This window comes from Vibrio sp. 1F279 (genome assembly GCF_041439815.1).
GTDB lineage: Bacteria > Pseudomonadota > Gammaproteobacteria > Enterobacterales > Vibrionaceae > Vibrio > Vibrio tasmaniensis_A.
In genome coordinates this window covers 1-26,240 of record NZ_JBGOOU010000044.1, presented here as the reverse complement: position 1 = coordinate 26,240, position 26,240 = coordinate 1, and the positions used below count along the sequence as shown (strand labels likewise).

The following is a 26,240-nucleotide window of genomic DNA, read 5'->3' as shown; positions in this document are numbered from 1 at the left end:
CAGATGACACATAGGGGAAAAACAGTGAATAAAACACAACTAGTAGAATCAATCGCAGAAAACGCAGACATCTCTAAAGCTTCAGCTGGTCGCGCTCTAGACGCTTTCATCGAAGCAGTTGGCACAACGCTACAATCAGGTGACCAAGTTGCACTTGTTGGCTTTGGTACTTTCAGTGTTCGTACTCGTGCTGCTCGTACAGGTCGTAACCCAAAAACTGGTGAAGAGATCCAAATCGCAGAAGCTAAAGTACCTGGCTTCAAAGCAGGTAAAGCACTTAAAGACGCATGTAACTAATTTTCACTGCTGAAACCTCGCTTTTAGAGAGGGGAAGGCAGTAAAATGCGTTTACTGTTTGAAAAATGATGTTTCATTCTTAGACAGTATGTGTGCAAAGCACATTGAACTTATTTAAATTATGCGCATCCTACTGATGCGCATTTCTTTTTCTGATAATATCGCGTGAATAGATTTTATTTTGAAGCCAATGCTTCATATCCGGAGAGCACTTAAATTATGATGGATCGATTACGCGAAGGCGTGAATAGCATCGCGGTAAAAATTATCCTTGGGTTGATTATCCTGTCATTCGTATTCGCAGGTGTAGGCAGCTACATCACCGGTGGCGGTAACAACGCAGCAGCTAAAGTTGGCAACACAGAAATTGCTCGTGGTGAGTTCGAACAAGCTTACCAAAACGAACGTAATCGTATGCAGTCTCAACTTGGCGATTACTTCGCTCAAATGCTTGCAGACCCTGCATACGTGGAGTCTTTCCGTAAGTCAGTACTTGATCGCATGATCAACGATGTTCTACTTGAGCAGCAAGCTGAGTCACTAGGCCTACGAATCAGTGATTCTCAAATCCGTACAATGATTCTAGAAATGCCTCAGTTCCAAACTGCTGGTCAATTTGATCAAGAAGTTTACCAATCAGCACTGCGTCGTGCAGGTTTCAGCGCAGAAAGCTTTGCTGAATACATGCGTCGTGACCTAATGCGTAACCAGCTTGTGACTGCGCTTCAAGGCAGTGAATTTGTTCTTCAAGGCGAAATCGATACACAAAGCAAACTTATTGCTCAAACTCGTGACATTCGTACAGTGACCCTGTCTGTTGCTGATCTAGCGAAAGGCATCGAACTAACTGACGAGCAAATCGAACAGTATTATTCTGAGAACCCTCAAGCTTACACTCGTCCAGAGCAAGCTAAGGTGTCTTACATCGAGCTTTCAGCTGAAGCACTTAAGTCTCAGCTTGAAGTAAGCGATGAAGAAGCACAGAAATACTACCAAGAGCACCTAGACAAGTACTCAACTGAAGAGCAACGTAAAGTTAGCCACATTCTAGTTCAAGGCGATGACGAAGCGAAAGCTCAGTCAATCCTAGACGAGCTAAATGCAGGCGCTGATTTTGCTACGCTAGCGGAAGAGAAATCTGACGACTTCGGTAGTGCAGATGTTGGCGGTGACTTAGGTTGGATTGAACGCGATGTTATGGACCCAGCATTCGAAGACGCGGCTTTCGCTCTTGAGAATATTGGCGATACTACTGGCCTAGTTAAATCTGATTTTGGCTACCACATCATCAAGCTAGACGAAGTAAAAGCGTCTCAAGCTCAGCCTTATACAGAAGTAGCGGCTGAGATTAAGCAAGAACTACTAGATCAGCATGCTGTAGACCAGTTCTACGAACAGCAAACTGAACTAGAAAAAGTAGCGTTTGAATTCCCAGATTCCTTAGATGATTCTGCAGAAGCTATCAATGCGAAGATCACGACAACAGATTTCATCTCTCAAGTTGACGCTCCGGAAGTTCTGATGACGCCTGCAGTTATGCAAGCTATCTTGAGCCCTGAAGTGAAAGAAGACGGTCTGAACTCTGAAGTTATCGAAGTTGCACCTGAGCACGTGATTGTTGTTCGTGTAGAAGAGACTCGCGACGAGACAGTTCTTCCTCTAGCTGAAGTGAAAGATCAAGTTGTCGCTGCATTGTCTGCTGTACAAGCTGAGCAACAAGCAGTTGAGCTAGGTGTTTCTCTAGTGAACGAGCTTAAGCAAGGTAACGAAGCAGTACTTGCAGAAAACAACCTTGAGTTCACTGAACTTGAAACGATTGACCGTAACTCGCCACTAGCGGCGTCTGTATTCGCTCTAGCGAAACCAGAAGCAGGTCAAGCTGTGTTTGGTCAATCTAAAGACCAAGACGGTAACATCGTTGTTGTTGAGCTTTCTAAAGTAACGGCTGAAATCAACCCAGCTTACAGCACTCAAATTGGTGCACAGTTGGAGCGCGTTGGTAATCAACAAGACCTTACTAATGTACTAAACGTACTGCGTAAAAATGCAGACGTTGAATACTACATCGTTGGTCAAGCTCAATAAGCTTTGAATTTACTCGGTAGTCTTCTGCCGAGTAATGCAACTTGAGAATGCAACTTGAAAGTAGTGCAGCAACTCGGTTTGCGAGCCAGCTAACAAGTTGATGAAAATTAGATGTATAACGAAGCGGGTCACTTAGGTGACCCGCTTTATTTTTGCCTGGTGAGTGTTTTATCTAGCGCAGCAAATGCATAAGTTACGTTTTTTGAACAAAGGAACGATTTATGCGCACGATATATTCAACACTATTTCTTACATTTCTGATTCTGTTAAGCCCTGCAGCGTATGCAGACAGCCCAACTAAGGCAGAGCTTTACGATGGCATTGAGATTACGGTCAATATCAATACCGCGACAGCAGAAGAACTATCAGCACTATTGGTTGGTGTTGGGGATAAGAAAGCTCAAGAGATCGTCGATTACAGAGACCAAAACGGAGTGTTTACGACTGCTGATGATTTGGTGAGTGTGAAAGGGATAGGTGAAGCCACGGTTAAAAAGAACCGCGAAAGAATTCAACTTTAATCCGTTTGTCTACTTGTTAGAAATGAAGCGATAGATATGAAGCCTCCGGCCAGTGCACCTGCTAGGTGGGCTTCAATCGCGACACGAGCATTAATTAGTTCGCCAGTCGTGCTAGAAGGGCCAACAAGCTGCTCCCAAGCGATTTTAGCGATTAATCCCAACACTAACAGCCAACTTGATCTCCTACCGTTTAAAGCCTCACTGAGCGCGAATAAGCCAAATAACCCATGTAAAGAGCCAGATAGGCCAACATAGATCTGAATACTCGAAAACAACAAAGCGACCCCAGTCACTAAACTAATCACAAGCAGAGCAAGAGCAAGCTGTTTTTTACTCGGTTGAAACAGATAACTGATGATCCATAAGCTGGCTAGATTCATCAGAAGGTGCGAGTAGTTGGTATGTGAAAAGTTTCCTGTTAGGATCCGCCACCATTGCCCATCGGCGATCGCATTTTTATCCCAAACTACCCAAGCCTGCACAGGCTCTAGTTGGAATAAGACGCATAAAAGTGAAGTGAAAATTAAAACAGGGTACACATTAAATCCATGTCTCGTTATTGCCGCCAATGCAGCAAGGCTTTGAAAGCTTGTATATGTCAGTGGGTTACGCCACTAGAATCGAACGTTGAGCTTATCATTCTTCAGCATCCATCAGAAGAGCATCGCCCAATGGGAACTGCGCGTATTCTCTCTTTGTCTCTAAAAAACAGTGTGACGCTTGTGGGTGAAGACTTCTCAGAGAATACACAACTTAACGAGTTGCTGGCTGATGAGCAGTATCAACATGTGATTTTATACCCAAGTGAAAACTCTGTTTCAGTTGAGCCGGCAACATCTCCAAATAAGAAGCTGCGTGTGATTTTATTGGATGGTACGTGGAAGAAGGCGTTCAAAATGTGGCAAGTATCGAGTAACTTGCATGCGCTGAATACGGTTCACTTGCCGAAAGATCTCAAGGGTAATTACCGAATTCGCAAAGCGCCAAGTGAAAACAGCCTTTCGACAGTAGAGGCGGGTTATCATCTGTTGAGCTTGTTAGAAAATGATCGAGACTTTAGCCCTCTGCTAACGGCATTTGACCGAATGATTCAGTTTCAAATCAATCAAATGCCGCCGGGCGTGTTTGAGAAAAACTACTTAGATTAAGCTGTTTCAGTAAAGTGAGCCAGGAATTAAAACTCGGTATGAGCTGAGAACAGTTGCTGATGCATTTTCTGCGCAAGATCATCGGTCATTGATGAAATGTAATCCGCAATCACGCGCATTTTTCGAGACTCATCTTGATGTTGTAGCCATTGCTTCTTGATAGGTAGTGGCAGCAAGCGTTCAGGATCTGCGCTGAATGCTTCAAACATATCCATGATAATCTGCTGACCTTTATATTCTATCACTTGAACCTGTGGCACTTGAATCACGAACTCGCTGACAAAGTGTTTCAGTTTGTCGAGTGTGGCGTCCATGCTCGGTTCAAGCACCGCATTGTAAGCAAGCAGTACATTCTCAAATCTAGCATCTACTCGTTCAATCGAAATACTGGTCAACAGAGCGTTGACTATCCCACCAATCGCATCCTTTCGACGATACTGCTCACCAGAGAAAAGCATCTCTGTAATTGAATCTAGGTGTTCACAAATCCAAGGATCGGCCATCTCTTTAAGTTGAGGGTAAGCCGATTCGACCCACTGAGCTTTGGTCACAGAGCCAAGCACAATCGCATCTTCTAAATCGTGTACGCCATACGCGATGTCATCAGCCAACTCCATAATCGAACAATCCAGCGACTTATATTTGGTCTTGTTATGTTCAAGAGGCTCGGTGTGTGTTTTTCTTTTCTGTTTTAGGAGCTGTTGGTCGCTGCTTGAAAGCGGTTCAAGCACCCAGTTAAACAACTCTTCATCATGATTGTAGATGCCTTTTGCTGGCATCCAATCTTTAGCTCGGAGCTGTCGTTGATGCTTTACGGGTTCAGACTGCAATTTAGCTTGAACCTCACTCAGCAGAGAAGGGTACTTAATCAAACCTAACAAAGTGCGTCGAGATAGGTTCATCCCGTGATGTTCAGTGTAAGGTTCTAGCTGCGTGACAATGCGAAATGTTTGAGCATTGCCCTCAAAGCCACCATGATCGCGCATCATATAGTTCAACGCGACTTCGCCACCGTGCCCATAAGGTGGGTGGCCAATGTCGTGAGCAAGACACAATGAATCAATCAAACTGTCTGAAGGCAACAAATCTCGAAACTCGGGCTGCTTTTTTTTCAGCTGGGCAACGATACCGGTACCTAGCTGAGCGGCTTCTAGCGAATGAGTAAGGCGAGTTCGGTGGAAATCGTTTACCGTGGTGCCATGAACTTGGGTTTTTGCTTGGAGGCGGCGAAAAGCGGCAGAGTGAAGCACCCGCGCACGATCGCGTTGATACGGGCTACGGTGGTCATCACGCCTTATTTTATGTTCATCGTCATTTCGATGTTGCCATTCTTGTTCGAGTTTAAATGGTGGTTCGAGTGGAGAATTCAAAATAGCACCTATCAAATTGATTTATTTAGCTAATTACACTCAACTTATACTCAGCTAGCTTATCTCGTCTAGTGATAATTCAAAGCTCGGCGCAAATGTGGTGAGAAAGTAGTCCATTTCCGGGCTTTTACGTTGTGATAGCGTCTCTTCAAGCCTGCGTTTGGCCTGTTCGTATTCATGATTACCTGCGCTGAGTTCTTCCAAGCATTTCAGGTAAGCACAGATGGTGTCGGCTTGCTTAACGATGCTTTGCTCTTCTTTACTTGCTGTTCCAGAGACCAAAAACGGGGAGAAGTCGTCTCGGAACTCTTCTGGCAGCATTGAAAGCAGTCTTTGCTCTGCTGCCGCTTCTATCTTCTTATACTCTTGTGCGATGTCTGGGTTGTAGTATTTAACTGGCGTCGGCAAATCACCTGTTAGCACTTCACTGGTATCGTGGTACATGCCAAGCAGAGCAATGTGCTCGGGGTTGAGCTGACCATCAAACTTCTTATTTTTAATTAATGCCAAGGCGTGGGCGACGAAAGCCACCTGTAGGCTATGTTCTGAAATATTCTCGCTTGAGACTGAACGCATCAGGGGCCAGCGTTGAATCAGCTTCATACGGGCAAGATGGGCAAAGAAATGGCTTTGTTTCATAAGAGTCCTTTTAGTACCAATCGTAGTAAATAACTGGTCATCTTAGCTTGTTAAAAAACTCGATAACTTTGTTAGAATTTTTGATTGTAGAATAACTACTTACCAAAAAATTCTGCCTTGTTCTCAAGTTTTTTCCCTGCGCTATTTCTGAACACTTACTTACTGTGATTGGTATAAGCAATGCTCCACTCGTATCTTGTGTTTGCACAGGGACACGAGACAGCGGATACAAAAAAGGCTCCTAAATAGGAGCCTTTTAAGCATAGAAGTGAATGAATACAAGTTAAAGTCTTTTAAAACAGCAAATTGTAGCCATCTTTCTTTGTGCTATTTAACCTTCGATGAGGTCGTCTTGGCTGTAGGTCTGTAAGAAGCGCTCTAGGCGACCAATCGCGATTTCTAGATCTTCGATGTGCGGCAGAGTCACGATGCGGAAGTGATCCGGTTTCGGCCAGTTGAAGCCCGTACCTTGAACCAATAGCACCTTCTCTTGCTTAAGGAAGTCGAGCACAAACTTCTGATCGTCTTTGATGTTGTACATCTTGGTGTCGATCTTAGGGAACAGGTACATCGCGCCTTTTGGTTTCACACAAGAAACGCCAGGGATCTTGTTGATTAGCTCCCATGCGCGGTCGCGTTGCTCAAGTAGTCGGCCGCCTGGCAGAATCAGTTCATTAATACTCTGATAGCCGCCGAGCGCGGTTTGGATCGCGTGTTGCATTGGCACGTTGGCACACAAACGCATCGAGGCGAGCATTTCTAGCCCTTCGACATAGCCTTTCGCGATGTGTTTCGGACCCGTTAAGAACATCCAACCACCACGGAACCCACATACACGGTAAGCCTTAGACAGACCGTTGAATGTCACCATGAGTACGTCTTCGGCAAGCGTTGCAACTGAAGTGTGTACCGCACCGTCGTAAAGTACTTTGTCGTAGATTTCATCAGCGAAGATGATCAAACCGTGCTCACGAGCAATCTCAACAACTTGTAATAGGAAATCACGGCTGTATACCGCGCCCGTTGGGTTGTTCGGATTGATAAGAACGATGCCGCGAGTCTTTGGTGAGATCTTCGCTCGCATGTCGTCTAGATCTGGATACCAATCAGCATCTTCATCACACATGTAGTGAACCGGCGTGCCGCCAGAAAGCGCAACAGACGCTGTCCATAGTGGGTAGTCCGGAGCGGGAACTAAGATTTCATCACCATTATCCAGTAGCGCTTGCATAGACATAACGATAAGCTCTGATGCGCCGTTACCAATGTAAACATCTTCTACATCAAGGTTACGGAGGCCTTTTTTCTGGTAGTGTTGAACAACCGCTTTGCGGGCTGAATAGATGCCTTTTGAGTCACAGTAACCTTGAGATGTCGGTAGGTTACGGATTACATCAACAAGGATTTCATCAGGGGCGTCAAAACCAAATGGGGCGGGGTTACCGATATTAAGCTTCAGTATTTTATGCCCTTCTTCTTCCATACGCTTAGCATGTTTGAGTACAGGCCCCCTGATTTCGTAGCATACGCTGTTGAGTTTTGACGACATCCCGATATTTTGCATTGCCGATTTCCTAAAATTAATTTAAATACTTTATTAAAGTACCGCAAAACGGGGTTTGATAGAATAAAAATCTGATGAATGTCGTATTTCAGTGTCACGTTTGGTCTTTTTGTTGTCACTCTTTTCTAAATTTTAATTAATCGCTTGTTTGTTGTTGGCTAAGATGAATAAAGAGGCGGGATCGCTTAAAATCACACGAATGTTCGAAAGATATCGTACATTCTTGATCTAAGTTGGTGCTGCCCATAAAGTATCAAACTAATATAATAATAATTTAGATGTGAACGAGGTCGATTTGTCACATTTCCAGCAAACTGTCTCCGCTTTGATTGAGCGAGTACAAAATGCCCAAGCAAGCGAAGTGCGTTGTGTTGAAGTTCTAACGCAAAAACCATCGTTTGCATTTATTGAATGGCTTCATGCTCAACCACTCTTTCCTAAGTTTTATTGGCAGTCACGTGATACTCGTGAAGAGGTCGTTGCGCTCGGGCAATTACATACTTTTTCTGATCCCGCTCCCGCGTACGCAATTCTTGGTGAAGACCAACGAATCTGGGGTGGGCGCTCGTTTGACGGGCACACCGCAAAAAACCGTCGTTGCATGGAATCGTTTTTCTTCCTTCCTCAGGTTGAACTGATCCGCTTTGACAAGACTTGGTCGTTAGCCGTCAACTTATCTCCTGATCGCGTTGCTTCTATTAATGCTCTAAATAAGCTTTCTGTCGAAGCGGCGATATTGGCCCCTTTGTCAGCGCACATTGAGCAGATTAACCACGTTCCAGAACGAGAGCTGTGGGGCAACCTTGTCGATAAAGTGCTGAAAGGCATTAGCGACGAAGAGTACAAGAAAGTCGTTTTAGCGCGTAAAACCACATTGCAATTGGATGCGCCAATCTGCGCGGCTCAGTTGCTTAAAGCCAGCTATTTGCAAAATCATCACAGTTTCCACTTTATGTTGGTACTGGACTCTAAACACAGTTTCATTGGTTCGACGCCTGAGCGCTTATATAGCCGATATGGTAGTGAGCTTGATACGGAAGCGCTTGCAGGAACCATTGGCCGAGGAGAAAACTCGACCGAGGATATGGAACTAGCAAACTGGCTTTCACAAGACACTAAAAACCTCAATGAGAACCAGTATGTGGTTGACGACATCATTGAGCGCCTCACTCCTCATTCTCAAACGGTTCATGTTGAAAAGGATACGCGTCTTGTGCGCTTGCGTAAGGTGCAGCATCTTAAGCGTAATATCCACGCCCAGCTTAACAATGGCGTTAACGGTGTACAGTTGCTTGCTGCATTACAGCCGACTGCTGCGGTGGCTGGTTTACCGCGTAAAGAGGCGATGGATTTCATTCTTGAACACGAACCGTTTGCTCGAGGGTGGTATGCTGGTTCTGTGGGTTATATCAGCCATCAGAGAGCGGAATTTTGTGTAGCGATTCGAAGTGCCTTGATTGTAAACGATCAGGTACAACTGTTTGCGGGTGCGGGGATCGTGCCGGGATCTGTAGCCGAATATGAGTGGCAAGAATTGAATAAGAAGATGTCAACTTTACTTAGCCTAATTTCAGACCATCCATTACTGGGTGTCGCATCATGAATCATGACCAAGCCGTATTAAATAGAGTTTGGTGTAAGACGTTACTGGAGGAGCTTGCACGCAGCGGTATTGAACATGTTTGTGTTGCACCGGGTTCTCGCTCAACACCATTGACACTCGAAGCCGAAGCCAATCCAAAGTTAACTTTACACACGCACTTTGACGAGCGTGGTCTCGGTTTTTTTGCTCTAGGTTTAGCTAAAGCGAGTGATAAGCCAGTTGCCGTGATTGTTACCTCTGGTACAGCCGTTGCGAACCTTCTTCCTGCGACGGCTGAATCGGGTTTGACACGAGAGAAGCTGATCTTGCTGACGTCTGATCGACCAATAGACTTGGTTGGTTGTGGGGCGAATCAAGCAATTCAGCAACAGGGTATCTTTTCGTCTCATGTTGAAAGCTCTTTAAATCTGCCCAGCCCAACAACACAGACTTCTTTGAATTGGCTTCTGACATCGGTTGATAGCGTACTTGCGAACCAACAAAGTGTTGGCGGTGCGATTCATATCAACTGTCCATTTCCTGAGCCTTTGTATTCAACAAGTAGCGCTGAAATGTATGCACAGTACACATCCAGTATCTCTGGGTGGAAATCGGGAACAGGTTGTTACAGCCAAACGTTTTTACCTAATCAAGTGAATACACAACCGATTGCTCCAGGTGAGTATCTTGGACGTAAGGGTGTGGTTATTCTCGGTTCGCTCGATATTGAAAAAGCGACAAAAGCTCAGCAGTTTGCCACTGCATTAGGCTGGCCAGTTTTTTGTGACCCTCAATCAGGCGTGAACAGTGATTGGAAGCATTATGATCTCTGGTTACAAAGTAGCTCAGCCAAAGAGAAGCTAAATCAGTGTAATTTTATTCTCCAATTTGGTGAGCGTATCGTTTCTAAGCGCCTTAATCATTGGATAAAGTCGCAAGCTTCATCATTCTGCTCGTCACAATACATTGTTGTGTCACCAGATACGCACCGAATCAACCAAGATCATCTGCCTCAAACCCATATCGTTGCTGATATCGAGTCATGGGTGTCAGAACAGCATTTACCTACCTTGTTAGGTCAACATGCAGGTTGGGCTGCACCTTTGGTCGAAATCGCGAATACGGTTCAACAATTGGCATTGGCACAAATATCCAATAATGACCAACTGACCGAGTTGAGCGTTGCAGTTGACTTGTCGACTAGACTTAAAGACAGAGAGTTGTTTGTGGGAAACAGCTTGATGGTAAGGCTGGTGGATATGTTGTCATCAATATCTGCAAATCAAGTTTACAGTAATCGTGGCGCATCGGGCATCGATGGCTTAGTGGCAACGGCTGCGGGCGTGTTGAAAATCAACCAGAATCCGTTGTTGATGTTGATTGGTGATACCTCTTTGCTCTACGACCTCAATTCGCTGGCTCTGCTGACTCATAATTCAACGCCGATGGTTATTGTTGTGACAAACAATGACGGTGGTGCGATCTTTGATTTGTTGCCTGTACCAGAGCAGCAAAAACAGTCACTTTATCAAATGCCTCATGGTTTCAGTTTTGAACATGCCGCTGCGCAATTCCAGCTTGGTTATGCTGCGCCAGAAACCTTGAACGGCTACCAAACTATTATCGAACAACATTTCGAGCAGGGTCAGGGCACCTTGCTCGTTGAAGTTAAGACGCCTCCCGAACAAGCGGCTACTTTGTTGAAACAATTCAGTGCAATGCTCATCGAGGCATTAGCCTAAGGACTTAACATGCTTTACTCCAATTATTACCCAGCTGTACAAGAATCTTCTGACAAACCTTTGCTTGTTTTTCTACATGGTTTACTCGGAAGCGGGGATGATTGGAGCGCATGTCATCCATATCTAGAGGAGTTTCCTCGTCTTTGCATAGATTTGCCCGGGCACGGACAAAGTCGCTTTATCGATCCGGTAGGCTTTGATCATTGCTGCAAGAAAATCGTTCAGTGCATCACTTCTCAACTTGCGCTCAACGATCTTCCTGCGGATTATCCTATCGTGGTGATTGGCTACTCTATGGGTGGTAGGCTTGCCATGTATGGGGTGACAAGCCCTTGCTTCGAAACGCTCAATCTTAAGAAAGTCATTATTGAAGGTGGCAACTTTGGTCTGGAGCGTGATGAAGAACGAGCACAAAGGTTAGTACATGATACGCAATGGGCTGTCCGTTTTGCGCAGCAGTCGATTGAAGATGTTTTAGACGATTGGTATCAACAAAGCGTCTTTTCTTCACTAAATCATGAGCAAAGACAAACTTTGGTCATAAAGCGTAGTGGTAACCTTGGAGTATCCGTAGCAAATATGTTGTTATCTACTTCGTTAGCTAAGCAACCGGATTTACGTGCCACATTGAAATCTCATGAGCATCAATTGCATTATGTGTGTGGTGAAAAAGATCGTAAATTCATGGAGCTAGCTGAGAATAGTGGCTTTGAATATAGTCAGGTTGATTACGCTGGTCATAATGTTCATTTTGAGCAACCAGAGTTGTTTTCCAACCTGATCATCCAATGTATCGCCAGTCGCCGCTAAACTGACTGAGCGGTTCTCTCGTATCAAGCACTATCAAAAGCAGAGCAACACCGTCACGACTATTCGTTAGTCGTGGTCTCTAATAGAACAATGGGAATCACCATGGCTAAAACAGTAGGCATCACAGAAGAAGAACTTTACGCAGCAGTTAACTGGCGCGATGAAAGCAGTCAATTTGAAGATATTCAGTACCACAAGTCTGACGACGGTATTGCGAAAATCACGATTGCTCGTCCTCAAGTCCACAATGCGTTCCGTCCACAAACCGTAAAAGAGATGATCAATGCATTGGCTGACGCTCGTTACGACGAGAAGGTTGGCGTAATCATTTTGACGGGTCTTGGTGAGAAGGCGTTCTGTTCTGGTGGTGACCAAAGTATCCGTGGTGACTACGGCGGTTATCAAGATGATTCAGGTACACATCACCTGAACGTGCTTGATTTCCAACGTCAAATTCGTACTTGTCCAAAACCCGTTATCGCAGCGGTATCGGGTTGGGCAGTCGGTGGCGGTCATGTACTTCACATGATGGCAGACCTTACTATCGCAGCTGAAAACGCTCAGTTCGGTCAGACGGGTCCTAAAGTAGGTTCATTCGATGGCGGTTGGGGTGCTTCTTACATGGCTCGTATCGTTGGTCAAAAGAAAGCGCGTGAGATCTGGTTCTTGTGTCGTTTCTACGATGCTCAAGAAGCATTGGACATGGGTCTAGTAAACACAGTAGTGCCTGTTGCTGACCTAGAAAAAGAAACGGTTCGTTGGTGTCGTGAAGTTCTTCAACACAGCCCAATGGCACTGCGTTGCTTGAAAGCCGCACTAAACGCAGACTGTGACGGCCAAGCAGGCCTTCAAGAGTTGGCGGGTAACGCAACCATGATGTTCTACATGACAGAAGAAGGCCAAGAAGGCCGAAACGCATTCAACGAGAAACGTCGACCTGATTTCGACAAATTTCCGCGTAACCCATAGTCTTTCTCTTCTTTAAAATGAGTCGCTAATAGCGGCTCGTTTTGTTTTGATGTTCCCCGTTTTTTAGGAAACTTTATGAACTCAGTGAATTCTCAGCGTCACGCTAAACTCTACCGTTATCAATTACCTATGGATAGTGGTGTGATTCTTCGTGACAATAAGTTGAACGAACGCGTTGGCTATATCATCCAACTTGAGAGTGATGGTAAAACTGGTTTTGGCGAAGTTGCTCCTTTGCCAGATTTTAGCCAAGAAGATGCTGAACAAGCTGGCATTCAGCTGCAACACGAATTAGAGCTTTGGATCCACAATAACCCTCAAACGCCTTTTGATGAGTTATATCCTTCTGTTGCCTTCGGTTTTTCGATGGCGATGATGGAATTACGAGGCGAACTCAATGCTGAAGGTAACTACCAAGCAGCGCCTTTGTGTACAGGCGATCCAGATGAATTGATCCCTGTGCTGAATGAAATGAAAGGCGAGAAGGTCGCCAAAGTAAAAGTCGGTCTCTACGAAGCGATTCGTGATGGCATGCTGGTCAGCTTATTCCTTGAGTCGATCCCTGATTTGACCCTAAGGCTTGATGCCAACCGTGCGTGGAAACCAGAGAAAGCGAAGCTGTTCATCAAGTACATTTCGCCGTCACTGCGTCAACGTATTAGCTTTATTGAAGAGCCTTGCCAGAAGCCTGAAGATAGCTTAGCTTTTGCTATTGACCACGGTGTTGCGATTGCATGGGACGAAACACTGCAAGAAGCGGTAAGAAGTCCAGAGTTTAACCTTAGTGACTTAACGGGTGTTAAGGCGGTTGTGATTAAACCAACCTTGATTGGCTCAGTAGAGCGTTGTGTTGCTATCATTGAACGCGCGCAACAACTTGGTATTAAACCTGTACTAAGTTCAAGCATAGAGTCTAGCCTTGGCTTAACTCAGATTGCTCGATTGGCACAACAGTACTTACCTAATGAAGTTCCAGGGCTTGATACGATTGGCTTGTATCAGCAACAGCTAGAAGTCTCTTGGCCGGGTTGTCAGCTTCCTGTTTCAACGCTTGAACAACAGCAATTGATTTGGTCTTCTTAGGCTGATCGTTCGATTGGCTTAGACCGTTCTCAATCTATAGCTTGGTTATCTTATGATGCGCCCACAATCTAATCCTCACCCGCTCTGGGTACAGTGGGCGCAGCAGAACCCACATCAAGCAGCGTTAGTGATTCCTAACCGCGCTTACACTTGGCAGCAAGTGTCTGTGCTGGTGAGTGAGTACCAACAACAGCTATCTCATCAAGGCCTATCTAAAGGTGATGTCCTTACGATTGTCGGTAAGAACCAAGCTGAAGTGATTCCTGCTTATCTTGCCGCACTCAATTTGGGTGTTATTTGCGCTTTCACCATGCCTCAGCCTAGCTTACGCCTGAAGCAAAAGCTCGATTCCTTATATCAAGCAGGTCAACAAAGCTACCTTTGGCTTTTGGACAGTAGCGGGATAGAGCAATCAGAGACTGTCGATTTGAATACTCAGTTGGTGACCTTGTCTTGCTTAGATGAAGTGAAGGTCGATGGTGATGATAATAGGATAACGACATCTCAAGACTCCAACTTTAATCCTCAAAACCTTGCGAGCATCGTATTCACTTCTGGCTCTACCGGAAACCCGAAAGCGGTGGCTCACACGTTGCAGCAACACTTATGTTCAGCTCAGGGTTTACTAGACGTTTTCAACTTTGAACAAGCTGACACTTGGTTGCTTAGCTTACCGATGTACCATGTATCGGGATTAGCAATTGTCCATCGTTGGTTAGCGGCTGGTGGCTGCATCAAAATAGGCACAGGTCAGCTTGAAACAGACATTGAAGGTTGCAGCCATGCCTCTTTAGTGGCTACTCAACTACATAGGTTATTGCAGAGTAAGCAAGCACTTACTTTAACTCATGTGCTTTTAGGCGGTAGCCATATCCCAGAAGCGCTAGGGCTTGAAGCTCAACAAATGGGCATTGAAACTTGGCTTGGATACGGTATGACAGAAGCGGCTTCAACAGTGACCGCGAAGCCAGTCGATTCTAGTAATACTGCAGGTTTTGTTCTCGACCAACGCCAGTTAAAAATTGAAGATCAACGTATCTTTATTGGCGGCAATACGCTTGCTTCTGGTTACTACTATCAGGGTGAGGTTACGCCGTTGGTGGATGAGAACGGTTGGTTCGACAGTAAAGACCTCGGCGAATGGGATGTCGAACAAGTGTCGATTATTGGTCGCGCTGATAATCAGTTTATTTCTGGCGGTGAGAATATCCACTGTGAAGAAATTGAACGAGCACTGAATCAGTTATCTTTAATCAATCAGGCGTTTATCGTTCCAATTGAAGATGATGAGTTCGGGTTTCGACCTGTCGCTATTGTGGATTGTACGGATTTACCAATTAAAGAATGGTTTGCCGAGCAATTAAATGGCCGTCTTGAACGGTTCAAATTTCCTGTCGAGTACTATCGAATGCCTCATCAAGAACAGCTAGGTATTAAGGTTTCACGCGCAGGGTTGGCACAATGGTTACAGCAGATACGTTCTAAATAGAACTGAGAACAATAAAACGAAGCGCAATATACGGTGACTAGTCGTAATTGCGCTTCAGGGGGTTGTGATGGTGGTGATGGTGGTGAAACCATCACAAATTCTTAATATTCTATCTGGTCATTAAGGATTTTATCTTTGCATCTGGCTGTTTAGTTTAAGCGAGTGCCTTCTTCATTTGTTCAGCAACCTTATCTACCTTACCTAAACCGATAATGACTTGTAGGCCGCCTTTTCCAATAGGCACGACGCCTGCAGCACCTAGTTTTTTCAGTTTGTCACTGTCTGCTGATGACGAGTCTTTTACTGTTAAGCGTAAGCGAGTAATACAGTTGTCCACTGCTAGAATGTTGTCTGCACCACCAATAGCTTCGATGTAGTTGTTGGTTAGGCTAACTAACGCTTCTGGAGATTCTGTCTCGCTTTCTGCTTCCATCTCTTCACCACGACCCGGAGTACGTAGATTGAACTTGATGATAGCGAAACGGAAAATACCGTAATAAAGCGCGAAGAACACCACACCTTGAACTAATAACATATACCAGTTAGTCGCTAACGGGTTTTGGCTTGATAGCACTAAGTCAACAAAGCCTGCAGAGAAGCCGAAGCCTGCCATCCATTCCATGCTTGCTGCAATGTAAAGCGACAGACCTGTTAACACAGCGTGCACTAGGAACAATACAGGTGCTAGAAACATAAAGCTGAATTCAAGAGGTTCGGTGATGCCTGTGAAGAACGAAGCCATTGCTGCGGCAAGCATGATTGCGAAGACTTGGTTCTTGTTTTTCGCATCAGAGCAGTGGTACATCGCCAATGCTGCTGCTGGTAGACCAAACATCATGATAGGGAAGAAGCCCGCTTGGTACATACCTGTTTTACCCGGAATACCCGTACCGTTAGCGATAGATTGTGCACCGCCGAGGAAGTTTGGAATATCGTTAATACCTACAACGTCGAACCAGAACACAGGGTAAAGTGCGTGGTGCATACCAACGGATAGGAACAAACGGTTGAAGAAACCAAACAGACCGGCACCCACAGCGCCCATGCTTTCTAGTTTAATTCCTAGAACGATCAGAGCATCGTAAACAGCAGGCCAGATGTTTAGCAGAGCAAAAGAGAGCGCCATACCTGCGATTGAGGTAAGGATAGGAACCAAACGCTTACCGCTGAAGAAAGCTAAAGCTTGAGGAAGCTCAACGGTGGAGTAGCGGTTATAGATTTCAGCGGAAATAATACCGACAATGATACCTACGAATTGGTTGCTGATTTTTCCAAATGCTGCTGGCACTTCACTTAGTTCAACATCCATTAATTGAGCAACTGAGCCTGGAGCCAGTAGCGTGGTCACGACGAGGAACATCACAAAACCGGACAGTGCCGCAGAACCATTCTTATCACGGCTTAAACCAAAGGCAACACCCACTGCGAACAGAACCGCCATGTTGTCGATGATCGCGCCTCCTGATTTGATCAAGAATGCGGCCAGAATACTCTCTGAACCCCAACCAACAGGATCCAACCAGTAGCCGATCCCCATAAGGATTGCTGCAGCTGGCAGTGTGGCTACGGGAACCATCAATGCCTTACCTACTTTTTGCATATACCCAAGTATATTCATACGTGCCCCTAAGTTTGTAATTAATTTTTTTAATGTTTCTGCTCGTCAACGTATGGAGTTAAATATTGATCGAGGCAGGGTTTTAAGTAACTGCGGCTATTAGAAACTTATTTCTTAATGCAAACAAACGAAACGGGTAGTACTATGAATTAAAATTTTTAATGCATGAGTTCGTATGGCTAACCATCAGTCTTTACTGAGAAACCTTCATACATTTAATGTTGCTGCAGAGAAAATGAGCTTTACGTTAGCCGCGAAAAAGTTGCATTTGACTCAGGGAGCCGTTAGCCATCGAATCAAAGTGTTGGAAGGAGAGCTTGGGTTTAATTTGTTTGTACGAGGGACTCGTAAGCTGGAGCTGACCGAAGAAGGGCAACGCTTTCAACGCACGTTATCGAAGTCGTTGAGCTCTATTTTTGGCGAAATCGAAGACATTACCAACACCGACTTGTACGGTCAGATCAATATTGGTACCAGTCCTGCATTTGCTAACAGTTGGTTACTGCCAAGATTGGCGGATTTTAAACAGCGATATCCTAAGTTTAATCTCAACATCTTCTCGCAAGAAGAGCAGGATTTTCATCAAAATCATCTCGATGTCGCAATTTACTATGGTGCTGACGATCTAAAAGACATGCATCGACAGCGTCTGTTTGGTGAAAAGTATATTCCGGTATGTACGCCGAGTTATGCCGCTGAACACGATATCTTTGATGATGGTTTAGAGTCGTTACACCGGATTAATTTCATTCATGCGCTAGGCTCTGATGTGTGGCAGCGTTGGATTAAGCACAATCAACTCGATGTAAATCTGTTTGAGCAGTTTTATTGTGTGAGCCACCGAGACATGGGCGTGCAGAGTGCTCTGCATAATATCGGTGTGGCAATGGGGCGCTATCATTTTGTTAAGCCGTACATTGAGACTGGTGAGCTCATAACGCCTTATCCAAGTATGGATACTGATAAAGGATACGAATTGATCTGTCCGTTAGGCACTGAAAAGCGACCGAAGGTAAGAACGTTTATTAAGTGGCTAGAGGGGCGGTTACGCTAGGTTAGTTAATTTAGCAATTAGATAGTTCAAAACAGAATTTATTATCTTTATAACCATCCATCATAATAAGCTCTATAAATAACGGATTATAGAATAAGGTCTTATTATGAAAGTTGCCCTCATCATTGCGGTTTTGCTGCAGATAGGCCAAGCGCTCGTTTCGTCAGGACTGACTCGTTCATTGGCTGAACTTACTGCATTTGTGCTGGTTGTGGTACTTGTTTTAATGAAAAGAGAGAGCAAGAAGAGTGATAAGCCCCTGTTTGATTCGTGATTGTTGTAACAAAGAATATCTTTACTACAAACGATATTTTCACTAAAAACGATAGGGGCAAAGCCCATTAGAGCTTCGCCTTTTTGTTTTGTTGCTCGTTAATCTGAGTGTCTAGGTAACCAAACACCACCTAAAGCGTTTCTTTACGTATTAGGTGTAATTAGGCGGATTAAGCGAGAGTTAACCACGCTAATGAGCCTGTCGAAATCATCGTCCACATTGTAATACCAAACATCAATGGCTTCGGCCCTGCGGCTTTAAGCTTCTCTACTGAAATACCGCAACCAATCAAGAATAGACATACCACCAATGCACGCTTAGACACATCAAAGATACCTTGATAGACCATCTCAAATTGTGGCAGCAAGTCACTAACAGCAATAGCAGCGCAATAGAAGAAAATGAAGTAAGGAATCGTAATCTTCTTTTGATCGTTCTTGAAGATCATTGCGCTGACTAACGCGATTGGGATAATCCAAAGTGCGCGAGCGAGCTTCAATGTGGTTGCTGTGGTCAGTGCTTCTTCGCCATATGCTGATGCTGCGCCGACTACAGAGGAGGTATCATGAATCGCGATGGCAGCCCATGTTCCGAAAGTTTGTTGGCTTAACTCTAGTGCATGGCCAATCATTGGGAACAAGAAAAGGGCGACCGAGTTCAACACAAATACAGTGGCTAACGCCAAGCCAATCTGTTCATCATCAGCTTTGATGGCCGGTGCTACGGCGGCAATGGCGCTACCACCACAAATTGCGGTACCAGAAGAGATAAGGTAACCCGTGGTGCGATCTAATCCCATGCGTTTTGCCAAGAACCAACCAATGACCAAGGTACCAATAATCGTCGTGACAATGAGGCCAATACCATCGCCTGTGACCGCTAATGCTTTCTCAAACTGAATGCCAAAGCCTAAGCCGACAATCGAGTAGGCCAGTAGCTTCTTTGTGAGTTTGCCTACTTCTAGATGCTCAGGGACTAAACCTAAGCTCGCAAGAAGGAAACCGATCACGAGTGCCGTCGGTGAACTCACCCATGGGGTTAAGCAAAACAGAGCAGCAAGATAAAATGGAACAGACTTTTTTAGATTCATTATATTTAATTCGTCGCGTCTAGTATTGGCAGCGTAGTGGAAGACTATACGCTTAACGCAATGGTAAGTAAGTCTAAATGAATTGAACAAACGTTAAGTAAAACTAAACGTTTGTTCAGCTGATATGAATAAAGGGTTGGTTATTTAGCGTAGTGAGCCGCGAAGATCAGAGACTGACTGTCGAAGAGTGTCGCATGAAGCTTCCTTGGCTAGCATAGGTTCGGCAGCTTCTATCTCTAACTTGGCCCTGAAACGGGTGGGTAGCCCCTTGAAAGCTTGACCTTTATAACGACTGAAGTAACTGCCCCATAACCCTTTAAGTGCCATTGGAATCACAGGTACAGGAGAACGTTTGATAATCAACTCCATGCCACGCATGAATTCGGCTACTTCGCCATCAGCGGTTAGCTTGCCTTCAGGGAAAATACAGACGATGTGCCCTTCATCTAGGGCTCGTTCAACTTTTTTGAAAGCATTTCTAATCGAGTTTCGGTTGGTTGCGGAAATTGGAATAACTCCTGCTCTTTTCAAGAATCGACGTAGTGGAGGAAGTTTGGCGTAATCCTCTTCCATCACAAACCGAATCAAGCGAGGGCAAACCGCACTCAGAAGCAGTGCATCCATATAACTCACATGGTTGCAAACGATCAATGCGCCGCCATTCTCTGGAAGATGGTGTAAGTTCTTGTGCTTAACTCGGTACATGGTGTGAGTGACCACCCATGTAAAGAAACGGAAAGCGTAGATAGGCACCTGATAAAACAGGTACAGCATAACCAAAGTATTCCCTATCGCGAGCAACACAAACAGCTGTGGAATAGAAAGATCGAGAACACTCAGGCAAACAATACCCAAAACGGCGCTTCCCACCATGAATAGTGAATTGTAAATGTTGAGCCCGGCAATCACTTGAGCGCGTTCATCTGGTTTCGCTCGTAACTGCATCAGAGAATACAGAGGAACAATGAAGATACCGCCAGAGACACCTAAGAGCAGAAGATAAGCAAACAGCGGCCACAGCTCTGAATACGTCACGAATTGATGGAAAGAGGTAAACTCAGGCAAGGACTCAGGAATGGATATCGCCATCAATAGCCCAAAAATCGACATACCTAGGCTACCCATTGGTACGATGCCGATTTCAATTCTGTGATTTGACAACTTATCGCAAGCCAAAGAACCTATCGCAATACCGACCGAGAAAAGAGCTAACAAAAAGGCAACCGAGCTTTCAGTGCCGTTCAAGTGGAGCTTTGTGAAGTTTGGAAACTGAGTTAGATAAGCAGCGCCAAGGAACCAGAACCAGCTGATAGACATCAGAGCTTGAAACGTTGGGCGATCTTTTTTGGCAATCGCCAGTGTCGCGCGGGTTAGCTTTACTGGCTGCCACTTCACTTTCAGATCTGGTGCGTTACTTGGCGCTTGTGGAATAAAGCAGCTTGATACATAGCCAAGCACGGCGAAAGAAACAATACATACCGCAGCAATGAGCTTCGCGCTTTCTTCAGATGCAATAATACCGGCACCTAGAGTACCAATAAGGATGGCTAAGAATGTGCCGGTTTCGACTAAAGCGTTGCCGGATACCAGCTCTTTTGTTTCTAACTGTTGTGGAAGCAGTGCGTATTTCACCGGGCCAAAGAAGGCACTTTGCGTTCCCATTAGGACCAGAAGTAGGAGTAGTATCCCGTAGCTTTCGTAGATAAACCCGATCGCACCCAGTGACATGATCGCCACTTCAAGGAGCTTAACTTTACGTATAAACCAAGATTTTTCGTATTTGTCAGCCAGTACACCAGCCAAAGCAGAAAACAGGAAGAAGGGCAGAATAAAAAGACCAGCGGCCAAATTAATGAATAGGTTGCTGGAAATAGGCAGCGTATCTACGCTTGCGAAAGCAACAAACAGTAACAGAACATTTTTGAATATGTTGTCATTAAAGGCGCCTAGAAATTGAGTAATAAAGTAGGGTAGGAACCTTTTTTGCGTTAACAGCGAAGATTGGCTGCTGTTGTTCATTGTCTTTCCTTGAATGATTACCAGTTGGTTAAGTAGTTTGAGATTAGGTTATTGATCAACGCTTTACCATCGATAGGTTCAGAGGCGAAAAATTTATCATCAACGCTAAGTAGAGTAATTCCATGTACTCCAGACCATAATACACGGCTGGCTTTAATGACTTCGCTTTCTGTGTGTTCAGGAGCAATAGCTACCAGCAATTGCTCTAACATACCTGTCATTCTATCAATACGGTTCGATTGCCATTCAGGAAGGTTTTCACCATTCATGTTGTGCTCAAAGATAAGCTGCCAACGGTGAGGGTGTTTTTGTGCAAAATCGTGATAGCAGTATGCAAGATTAAAAAGAGCCTGTTGAGGGTTGCTCGATTGTTCAACAGCAGAAGCAGATTGGGACGACAGTTCATCTAATGTTTGAGCAACAACGTGTAAAAGGAGTAGGTTGTAATTACCAAATACATTCACCAAGGTGCTAGGGACATAGCCAATCATATTGGCAATTTTACGTAGACTTAGCTCGTGATAAGAGTGCTCTTCTAAGAAGTCGGTTACCGTCTTTAAGGTTAATTGCACTAATTGTTCGCGAGTATGATCGTTTCGTCTTGCCATGAGTACTTTCTATTAAATGAACATCGTTCAATATTTTAATGCTGCCCCAGAGTGCCGTCAATCCCTTCGCTAGTTTAGTAATCAATTAATAGCCGCAATATTATGATACATGTGTAAACGTCGTGAATATTTCATTGTTCTTTGTTAACGAGTATGATTAAGGTGTCGAAAGATAAAAAAACCTATAAAGGATAATAATGAAACGATTTTTCTCACTAGTCGCGATCCTGTTGGTAACAGTCGCGGTGACGCCAATCGCGGAAGCGAAAAAGTTTGGTGGTGGTAAGTCATTTGGCAAAAGCTTTAAAACGGCTCCAGCACCAAAACAACAAAACACAAATTCGATCCGACAAGATCAAACTGGCAAGAAAACAGCAGCAGCTAACTCTAGCAAGAAAGGCCTTATGGGCGGTCTGCTAGGTGGTTTACTTGCTGGTGGTCTTTTAGCTGCATTCTTTGGTGGCGCATTTGAAGGTATCCAGTTCATGGATATTCTGATCATGGGTCTGATTGCTTTCCTAGCGTTTAAATTCCTACGCGGAATGTTGGGCGCGAAGCAGGGCTCAATGAATCAGCAGAATGCGCGCGGCCAACAGCCAGCATTCGGCGGCATGGGTCAGAACAAGTTTGAACAACCTAAGCAACAACCAAATGTTCATAACTTCGAGCAAGCACAGCCTCAATCACAACCTCATTCGCAAAATAGCGCTGGTGGTTTCGGTTTTGGTGCACAAAGCGATGTTCCACATAACTACCCACCGGGCTTTGATCAAGCGGCATTCATCAACGGTTCTCGTGAGCACTACCGTACACTGCAAGGTGCATGGAATCACAACGAACTAAACACGATTGAAGAATACGTATCTCCAAGCCTATTTGAAGACCTAAAAGCTGAGCGTAATAAGCTAGACGGTGATCAGCACACTGACGTAATGTACGTTGATGCTGAAATCGTTCGTGCAGACCACGATGGTAGCAAAGCACAGTTAAGCCTTCAGTTTGGCGGTCGTTACCGTGACACAGCGGATGGCGTTGAAGAAGATATCACTGATATCTGGCACCTAGAGCGTGATCTAACAACTAACAATGCACCTTGGTTAATTGTTGGTATTCAAGGTTAATTCCAGGATTTAACTCAACATCAATAGGATGTAGTTATTCGGAATGACACCAAATAATTGAAAGCCCCTGCTGAGAAATCAGCAGGGGCTTTTTTGTGGGCTGAGGATAGCAAGCCAGTCATACCTAGGTTCTTAGAACCGTTGCTTCTCTGTTTTGATAGAGAGATTCAAATTTGAGAGGCAGTACTTTGAAAGCGGACATTTGTCCTCAATGCTTTGTGCCATTGCTCCTTATGATTGCGCCAACAAAACAAATAAGGAAACATTATGACTGCACATATTGCTGGCACTGCTGAGGATTTCGCATCTACGGTAATTATGCCGGGTGACCCACTACGAGCGAAATACATAGCTGAAACCTACTTAGAAGACGCAAAACTCGTAACTGATATTCGCAACATGTTTGGATACACTGGCTATTACAAAGGGCAGCGCATCTCAGTTATGGGGCATGGCATGGGTGTACCATCAATGGTTCTCTATGGCCACGAACTGATTAATGATTTCGGTGTTAAGCGCATTATTCGTATCGGCAGTGTTGGTGCAACGCAGAAAAATGTCTTGATGCGTGATGTGATTTTGGCACAAGCCGCCGGTACAGACTCTCCAACTAATGCCAAGCGCAGTAGTGGTTATCAAATGGCGACATCGGCAACGTTTGAGCTTTTACATGATGCTTACCTTTCAGCAAAAGAGAAGAATATAGACGTAAAAGTTGGCAACGTGTTTACTGGCGACCTTTATTACGATCCTGATGAAGATCTTATCCCTGCCTTGGAGCGTTTTGGGGTGCTTGGTATCGATATGGAAGTTGCAGGCTTATACGGGCTAGCACAACAATTTGGTATTGAGTCATTAGCGATCCTGACGGTGTCTGATCATTGTATCACGGGTGAGGAGACCACAGCAGAAGAGCGTCAGCTTTCATTCAACAACATGATTGAAATTGCTCTAGAAACGGCAATCAAAGCTTAATCCTGTGTGGAGGGCTTAAAGTTAAGCTCTCCCAAATTAAAACATCTAACCTACGAGCCCTTGGAGTGAACAATGAAAAATAAAATGACACTCACTGCTATCAGTTTCCTCGCTAATTTCGTTATGGCGGGCTTTGCGACACAATTTGGTATGTTGGTCGAACCAATAGCCAATGCATTTAACGCGAATATAAATGAAGTAGCATCAATATTTTCTTTATTAAATGGTGGAGCACTAGCCGGCACTATTGCAGCTTTCTTCTTAATTGAAAAAGTCGGTATTAAACGCATGACGGTGTTGTGCTATGGCATTATCGCACTGTCCTCATTAGGCCTTTACATTGCACCTTCGTTATCGATCGTGATGTTATGTATGGCTATCATTGGTTTTTGTGGCGGTGTTGGTCTGTGTATCGCTGGTACTATTGTCGTTTCATTATGGAAAGACAAAATTCAGAGCACAATGTTAGTGGTACAAGACGCGACATTTAACATTGCAGGTGTTGTGTTCCCAATGATCACCACTTACGCACTTACTAATGCAATGAATTGGAGCATCAGTTACTTGAGTGTTGGCGTGGTTGCATTGGCAACAATGTTTATCGCTTTGCTGACTAACTTCAATCAATGTAGTGATGAAAGCGCAACACAAACTGAATCAAAGTCTGAATGGAACTTCGGCATTATTAGTGGTGGTATCGGATTATTCTTAGGAATGCTTGCCCTTTATACTTTCTTAACTTGGGCTCCAATGTTTGTGAAAGAGAAGTTCGATATTCCATTTGAACAAGCGGGTAACATTATTACTCAGTATTGGTCAGCAGCGTTGGTTGGTGCTTTAGTTTCGACTGTCATTGTGTCGCGTATGAAGATTCAGTATTTCTTATTGACGATCATTACACTTGCAATGGTGATAACGAGCGTCATCGTTACTACAAACCAACTAGAATGGCTCTCTTACCTGACTTATGGTTACGGATTTGCTTGTGCTGCACTTTATAATGCTTTCATTGCTTATGGTGTGTCATTTGTTCGCAATGCATCAAGTAAGAATGTTTCTTATATATTGGTTAGCGGCAGTGCTGGTGCAATGTTTAGCCCTGCGATTAGCTCTATGATGGAAAGTATTGTTGGCTTACAAACGGTTATGTATGCCATCCCTGCAATATATGCTGTTGTGTTGGTAATGCTTATTGCATCTACAAAGTACAAAGCAAGCCAATCCAATCAAACTCAAACTGCATAAATAGTTATCGGTTTAAGCGACACCGAAAAGGTCTGCATTTGTGCAGGCCTTTATTGCTCCGCAAACTTTCTAAGCCCTTCTAGATCAAGAATCCTTAGTCCTTTCTTTTCTTTAGCAATAAAACCTTTGCTCTCAAGCTCTTTCACTGCGCGGCGGTAGACTCTATCAGTTGTAGCAAAACGTTCTGCTTCGAGGTAATTTTTTTGAAAGCCGTCGACGGGTAAATCATTCAAATATTGATGATAAATATCGTAGGCAACATTATAAGTAATCGGATATAGAAGACGCCTTGTTAGGATCTCGACTGTGTCTTGATAGTCAATAGCGATAGCGCTAGCGAAATAGAGAGAAAGCCTAGGTTGCTCTAACAAATACTTCTTTAGTTTTTGTGCATCAATGATAGATACGCTAACAGGCTCGATTGGCATAATATCCATTTGGCAGCGGTATCCGGTGAAGAATTCCATCTCTCCGAAAACTTGTTGCTCACATTCGAGAGTACCTAGCAAAAATGTTTTACCGTTTCGAGCCGTCATCCCCATGGAAACTCTTCCTGAATCAACAAGGTATAGGTTTTCTACATGCTCTCCTTGAGTTAATAACTTCTCATTTTCCTCAAATATTCTGCTCGTACAAATACAATCACGAATGGTTTGTTCGATTAGTTGCTTGTCTTCGGTCCACTCAGTTTCGAAGCGACCTTTTCCTAGGGTTTGTAGCTGCATATTTGATTTTAATTCAGTTGTTGAGAGAAGTTTCTCAACTTGGATGATAGGTTATCAAGATCGTTGAACGAGAAAGGTAACGGGTACAGTGAAATATTATACACAGAAACGAAAAAAGCCAACTCAATGAGTTGGCTTTTCGATTTTCCAATTAAGGAGAATATGGTGGAGGGAGACGGATTCGAACCATCGAAGGCAGTGCCGGCAGATTT

Annotated in this window: 25 protein-coding genes; 15 read left to right on the top strand and 10 right to left on the bottom strand. The window is 44.4% G+C overall.

Annotation, left to right across the window (positions count from 1 at the left end):
* Positions 1–3 precede the first annotated feature (3 nt).
* The 3 genes from ACED60_RS22430 (at position 4) to ACED60_RS22420 (ending at position 2,903) form a co-directional block, all read left to right on the top strand.
* Complete coding sequence (locus ACED60_RS22430; protein WP_012604504.1) at positions 4–297, top strand: HU family DNA-binding protein; 294 nt, start codon at positions 4–6, stop codon at positions 295–297.
* Between the two features lie 219 nt (positions 298–516).
* Positions 517–2,382: a peptidylprolyl isomerase gene (gene ppiD, locus ACED60_RS22425; protein ID WP_371728527.1), complete on the top strand. Its 1,866-nt coding sequence runs from the start codon at positions 517–519 to the stop codon at positions 2,380–2,382.
* Positions 2,383–2,603: 221 nt separating this feature from the next.
* Complete coding sequence (locus ACED60_RS22420; RefSeq protein WP_135384069.1) at positions 2,604–2,903, top strand: ComEA family DNA-binding protein; 300 nt, start codon at positions 2,604–2,606, stop codon at positions 2,901–2,903.
* On the opposite strand, the gene rrtA is transcribed toward ACED60_RS22420, so the two are convergent.
* Positions 2,900–3,442, bottom strand: coding sequence for a rhombosortase (gene rrtA, locus ACED60_RS22415; RefSeq protein WP_371728526.1), 543 nt, complete (start codon positions 3,440–3,442; stop codon positions 2,900–2,902). The genes ACED60_RS22420 and rrtA overlap by 4 nt on opposite strands.
* A 9-nt stretch (positions 3,443–3,451) precedes the next feature.
* Here rrtA and ACED60_RS22410 point away from each other — a divergent pair, with 9 nt between their 5' ends.
* Positions 3,452–4,051, top strand: coding sequence for a tRNA-uridine aminocarboxypropyltransferase (locus tag ACED60_RS22410; protein ID WP_371728525.1), 600 nt, complete (start codon positions 3,452–3,454; stop codon positions 4,049–4,051).
* Positions 4,052–4,077: 26 nt separating this feature from the next.
* On the opposite strand, the gene ACED60_RS22405 is transcribed toward ACED60_RS22410, so the two are convergent.
* From ACED60_RS22405 to ACED60_RS22395, 3 genes are all read right to left on the bottom strand, one after another.
* A complete protein-coding gene (locus ACED60_RS22405) occupies positions 4,078–5,421 on the bottom strand; it encodes an anti-phage deoxyguanosine triphosphatase (RefSeq protein ID WP_017098781.1) in 1,344 nt (447 codons plus the stop codon).
* Between the two features lie 54 nt (positions 5,422–5,475).
* A complete protein-coding gene (gene yfbR / locus ACED60_RS22400) occupies positions 5,476–6,060 on the bottom strand; it encodes a 5'-deoxynucleotidase (RefSeq protein ID WP_371728524.1) in 585 nt (194 codons plus the stop codon).
* Positions 6,061–6,391: 331 nt separating this feature from the next.
* Positions 6,392–7,624 carry a pyridoxal phosphate-dependent aminotransferase gene (locus ACED60_RS22395; protein ID WP_009847275.1) on the bottom strand — a complete coding sequence of 411 codons (1,233 nt, stop codon included), beginning with the start codon at positions 7,622–7,624 and terminating at the stop codon, positions 6,392–6,394.
* A 295-nt stretch (positions 7,625–7,919) separates the two neighbouring features.
* On the opposite strand from ACED60_RS22395, the gene ACED60_RS22390 reads away from it, so the two are divergent.
* The 6 genes from ACED60_RS22390 (at position 7,920) to menE (ending at position 15,299) form a co-directional block, all read left to right on the top strand.
* On the top strand, positions 7,920–9,227 hold the full coding sequence (locus ACED60_RS22390) for an isochorismate synthase MenF (protein ID WP_029224036.1): 1,308 nt from the start codon (positions 7,920–7,922) through the stop codon (positions 9,225–9,227).
* Complete coding sequence (menD, locus tag ACED60_RS22385; RefSeq protein WP_371728523.1) at positions 9,224–10,948, top strand: 2-succinyl-5-enolpyruvyl-6-hydroxy-3-cyclohexene-1-carboxylic-acid synthase; 1,725 nt, start codon at positions 9,224–9,226, stop codon at positions 10,946–10,948. Before ACED60_RS22390 ends, menD begins: the two co-directional genes overlap by 4 nt.
* Before the next feature lie 9 nt (positions 10,949–10,957).
* Positions 10,958–11,758 (top strand): 2-succinyl-6-hydroxy-2,4-cyclohexadiene-1-carboxylate synthase, encoded by an 801-nt coding sequence (gene menH / locus ACED60_RS22380; protein ID WP_009847272.1) that lies wholly within the window; start codon positions 10,958–10,960, stop codon positions 11,756–11,758.
* A gap of 102 nt (positions 11,759–11,860) precedes the next feature.
* Positions 11,861–12,727: a 1,4-dihydroxy-2-naphthoyl-CoA synthase gene (gene menB, locus ACED60_RS22375; protein WP_010439547.1), complete on the top strand. Its 867-nt coding sequence runs from the start codon at positions 11,861–11,863 to the stop codon at positions 12,725–12,727.
* Between the two features lie 75 nt (positions 12,728–12,802).
* Positions 12,803–13,810 carry an o-succinylbenzoate synthase gene (gene menC, locus ACED60_RS22370; RefSeq protein WP_371728522.1) on the top strand — a complete coding sequence of 336 codons (1,008 nt, stop codon included), beginning with the start codon at positions 12,803–12,805 and terminating at the stop codon, positions 13,808–13,810.
* Positions 13,811–13,862: 52 nt separating this feature from the next.
* On the top strand, positions 13,863–15,299 hold the full coding sequence (gene menE, locus ACED60_RS22365; protein ID WP_371728521.1) for an o-succinylbenzoate--CoA ligase: 1,437 nt from the start codon (positions 13,863–13,865) through the stop codon (positions 15,297–15,299).
* Positions 15,300–15,453: 154 nt separating this feature from the next.
* Here the strand turns inward: menE and nagE are convergent, their stop codons facing one another.
* Positions 15,454–16,899, bottom strand: coding sequence for an N-acetylglucosamine-specific PTS transporter subunit IIBC (nagE, locus tag ACED60_RS22360; RefSeq protein ID WP_371728530.1), 1,446 nt, complete (start codon positions 16,897–16,899; stop codon positions 15,454–15,456).
* Between the two features lie 193 nt (positions 16,900–17,092).
* Here nagE and ACED60_RS22355 point away from each other — a divergent pair, with 193 nt between their 5' ends.
* Together ACED60_RS22355 and ACED60_RS22350 are read left to right on the top strand one after the other, a co-directional pair.
* Complete coding sequence (locus ACED60_RS22355) at positions 17,093–17,971, top strand: LysR substrate-binding domain-containing protein (RefSeq protein ID WP_371728520.1); 879 nt, start codon at positions 17,093–17,095, stop codon at positions 17,969–17,971.
* A gap of 106 nt (positions 17,972–18,077) precedes the next feature.
* The gene (locus tag ACED60_RS22350) at positions 18,078–18,245 is read left to right on the top strand and encodes a hypothetical protein (protein ID WP_017100591.1); all 168 of its coding nucleotides are present in this window, start codon (positions 18,078–18,080) and stop codon (positions 18,243–18,245) included.
* A gap of 169 nt (positions 18,246–18,414) precedes the next feature.
* Here ACED60_RS22350 and ACED60_RS22345 read toward each other — a convergent pair whose 3' ends face one another.
* From ACED60_RS22345 to ACED60_RS22335, 3 genes are all read right to left on the bottom strand, one after another.
* A complete protein-coding gene (locus ACED60_RS22345) occupies positions 18,415–19,335 on the bottom strand; it encodes a YeiH family protein (protein ID WP_029223440.1) in 921 nt (306 codons plus the stop codon).
* A 144-nt stretch (positions 19,336–19,479) separates the two neighbouring features.
* Positions 19,480–21,354 (bottom strand): MFS transporter, encoded by a 1,875-nt coding sequence (locus ACED60_RS22340; protein WP_371728519.1) that lies wholly within the window; start codon positions 21,352–21,354, stop codon positions 19,480–19,482.
* A gap of 17 nt (positions 21,355–21,371) precedes the next feature.
* The gene (locus ACED60_RS22335; RefSeq protein ID WP_371728518.1) at positions 21,372–21,962 is read right to left on the bottom strand and encodes a TetR/AcrR family transcriptional regulator; all 591 of its coding nucleotides are present in this window, start codon (positions 21,960–21,962) and stop codon (positions 21,372–21,374) included.
* A 197-nt stretch (positions 21,963–22,159) separates the two neighbouring features.
* Between ACED60_RS22335 and ACED60_RS22330 the strand changes: the two genes are divergently transcribed.
* From ACED60_RS22330 to tsgA, 3 genes are all read left to right on the top strand, one after another.
* Positions 22,160–23,083 carry a Tim44 domain-containing protein gene (locus ACED60_RS22330; protein ID WP_371728517.1) on the top strand — a complete coding sequence of 308 codons (924 nt, stop codon included), beginning with the start codon at positions 22,160–22,162 and terminating at the stop codon, positions 23,081–23,083.
* A 267-nt stretch (positions 23,084–23,350) separates the two neighbouring features.
* Complete coding sequence (gene deoD, locus ACED60_RS22325) at positions 23,351–24,058, top strand: purine-nucleoside phosphorylase (protein ID WP_371728516.1); 708 nt, start codon at positions 23,351–23,353, stop codon at positions 24,056–24,058.
* 72 nt (positions 24,059–24,130) lie between these two features.
* Complete coding sequence (gene tsgA, locus ACED60_RS22320; RefSeq protein WP_371728515.1) at positions 24,131–25,303, top strand: MFS transporter TsgA; 1,173 nt, start codon at positions 24,131–24,133, stop codon at positions 25,301–25,303.
* Positions 25,304–25,353: 50 nt separating this feature from the next.
* Here tsgA and ACED60_RS22315 read toward each other — a convergent pair whose 3' ends face one another.
* Positions 25,354–26,028 carry a Crp/Fnr family transcriptional regulator gene (locus ACED60_RS22315; protein ID WP_333918977.1) on the bottom strand — a complete coding sequence of 225 codons (675 nt, stop codon included), beginning with the start codon at positions 26,026–26,028 and terminating at the stop codon, positions 25,354–25,356.
* Positions 26,029–26,036: 8 nt separating this feature from the next.
* Positions 26,037–26,240 (bottom strand): hypothetical protein (locus tag ACED60_RS22310; protein ID WP_371728514.1); only part of this gene is annotated, 204 nt, incomplete at its 5' end.

Bases quoted from the DNA above. Each gene is read 5' to 3' on its own strand.
- ACED60_RS22430 (WP_012604504.1), top strand. From the start codon at position 4: ATGACACATAGGGGAAAAACAGTGAATAAAACACAACTAGTAGAATCA.
- ppiD (WP_371728527.1), top strand. From the start codon at position 517: ATGATGGATCGATTACGCGAAGGCGTGAATAGCATCGCGGTAAAAATT.
- ACED60_RS22420 (WP_135384069.1), top strand. From the start codon at position 2,604: ATGCGCACGATATATTCAACACTATTTCTTACATTTCTGATTCTGTTA.
- ACED60_RS22410 (WP_371728525.1), top strand. From the start codon at position 3,452: ATGTCTCGTTATTGCCGCCAATGCAGCAAGGCTTTGAAAGCTTGTATA.
- yfbR (WP_371728524.1), bottom strand. From the start codon at position 6,060: ATGAAACAAAGCCATTTCTTTGCCCATCTTGCCCGTATGAAGCTGATT.
- ACED60_RS22395 (WP_009847275.1), bottom strand. From the start codon at position 7,624: ATGCAAAATATCGGGATGTCGTCAAAACTCAACAGCGTATGCTACGAA.
- menD (WP_371728523.1), top strand. From the start codon at position 9,224: ATGAATCATGACCAAGCCGTATTAAATAGAGTTTGGTGTAAGACGTTA.
- menH (WP_009847272.1), top strand. From the start codon at position 10,958: ATGCTTTACTCCAATTATTACCCAGCTGTACAAGAATCTTCTGACAAA.
- menB (WP_010439547.1), top strand. From the start codon at position 11,861: ATGGCTAAAACAGTAGGCATCACAGAAGAAGAACTTTACGCAGCAGTT.
- menC (WP_371728522.1), top strand. From the start codon at position 12,803: ATGAACTCAGTGAATTCTCAGCGTCACGCTAAACTCTACCGTTATCAA.
- menE (WP_371728521.1), top strand. From the start codon at position 13,863: ATGATGCGCCCACAATCTAATCCTCACCCGCTCTGGGTACAGTGGGCG.
- nagE (WP_371728530.1), bottom strand. From the start codon at position 16,899: ATGCAAAAAGTAGGTAAGGCATTGATGGTTCCCGTAGCCACACTGCCA.
- ACED60_RS22355 (WP_371728520.1), top strand. From the start codon at position 17,093: ATGGCTAACCATCAGTCTTTACTGAGAAACCTTCATACATTTAATGTT.
- ACED60_RS22350 (WP_017100591.1), top strand. From the start codon at position 18,078: ATGAAAGTTGCCCTCATCATTGCGGTTTTGCTGCAGATAGGCCAAGCG.
- ACED60_RS22345 (WP_029223440.1), bottom strand. From the start codon at position 19,335: ATGAATCTAAAAAAGTCTGTTCCATTTTATCTTGCTGCTCTGTTTTGC.
- ACED60_RS22340 (WP_371728519.1), bottom strand. From the start codon at position 21,354: ATGAACAACAGCAGCCAATCTTCGCTGTTAACGCAAAAAAGGTTCCTA.
- ACED60_RS22335 (WP_371728518.1), bottom strand. From the start codon at position 21,962: ATGGCAAGACGAAACGATCATACTCGCGAACAATTAGTGCAATTAACC.
- ACED60_RS22330 (WP_371728517.1), top strand. From the start codon at position 22,160: ATGAAACGATTTTTCTCACTAGTCGCGATCCTGTTGGTAACAGTCGCG.
- deoD (WP_371728516.1), top strand. From the start codon at position 23,351: ATGACTGCACATATTGCTGGCACTGCTGAGGATTTCGCATCTACGGTA.
- tsgA (WP_371728515.1), top strand. From the start codon at position 24,131: ATGAAAAATAAAATGACACTCACTGCTATCAGTTTCCTCGCTAATTTC.
- ACED60_RS22315 (WP_333918977.1), bottom strand. From the start codon at position 26,028: ATGCAGCTACAAACCCTAGGAAAAGGTCGCTTCGAAACTGAGTGGACC.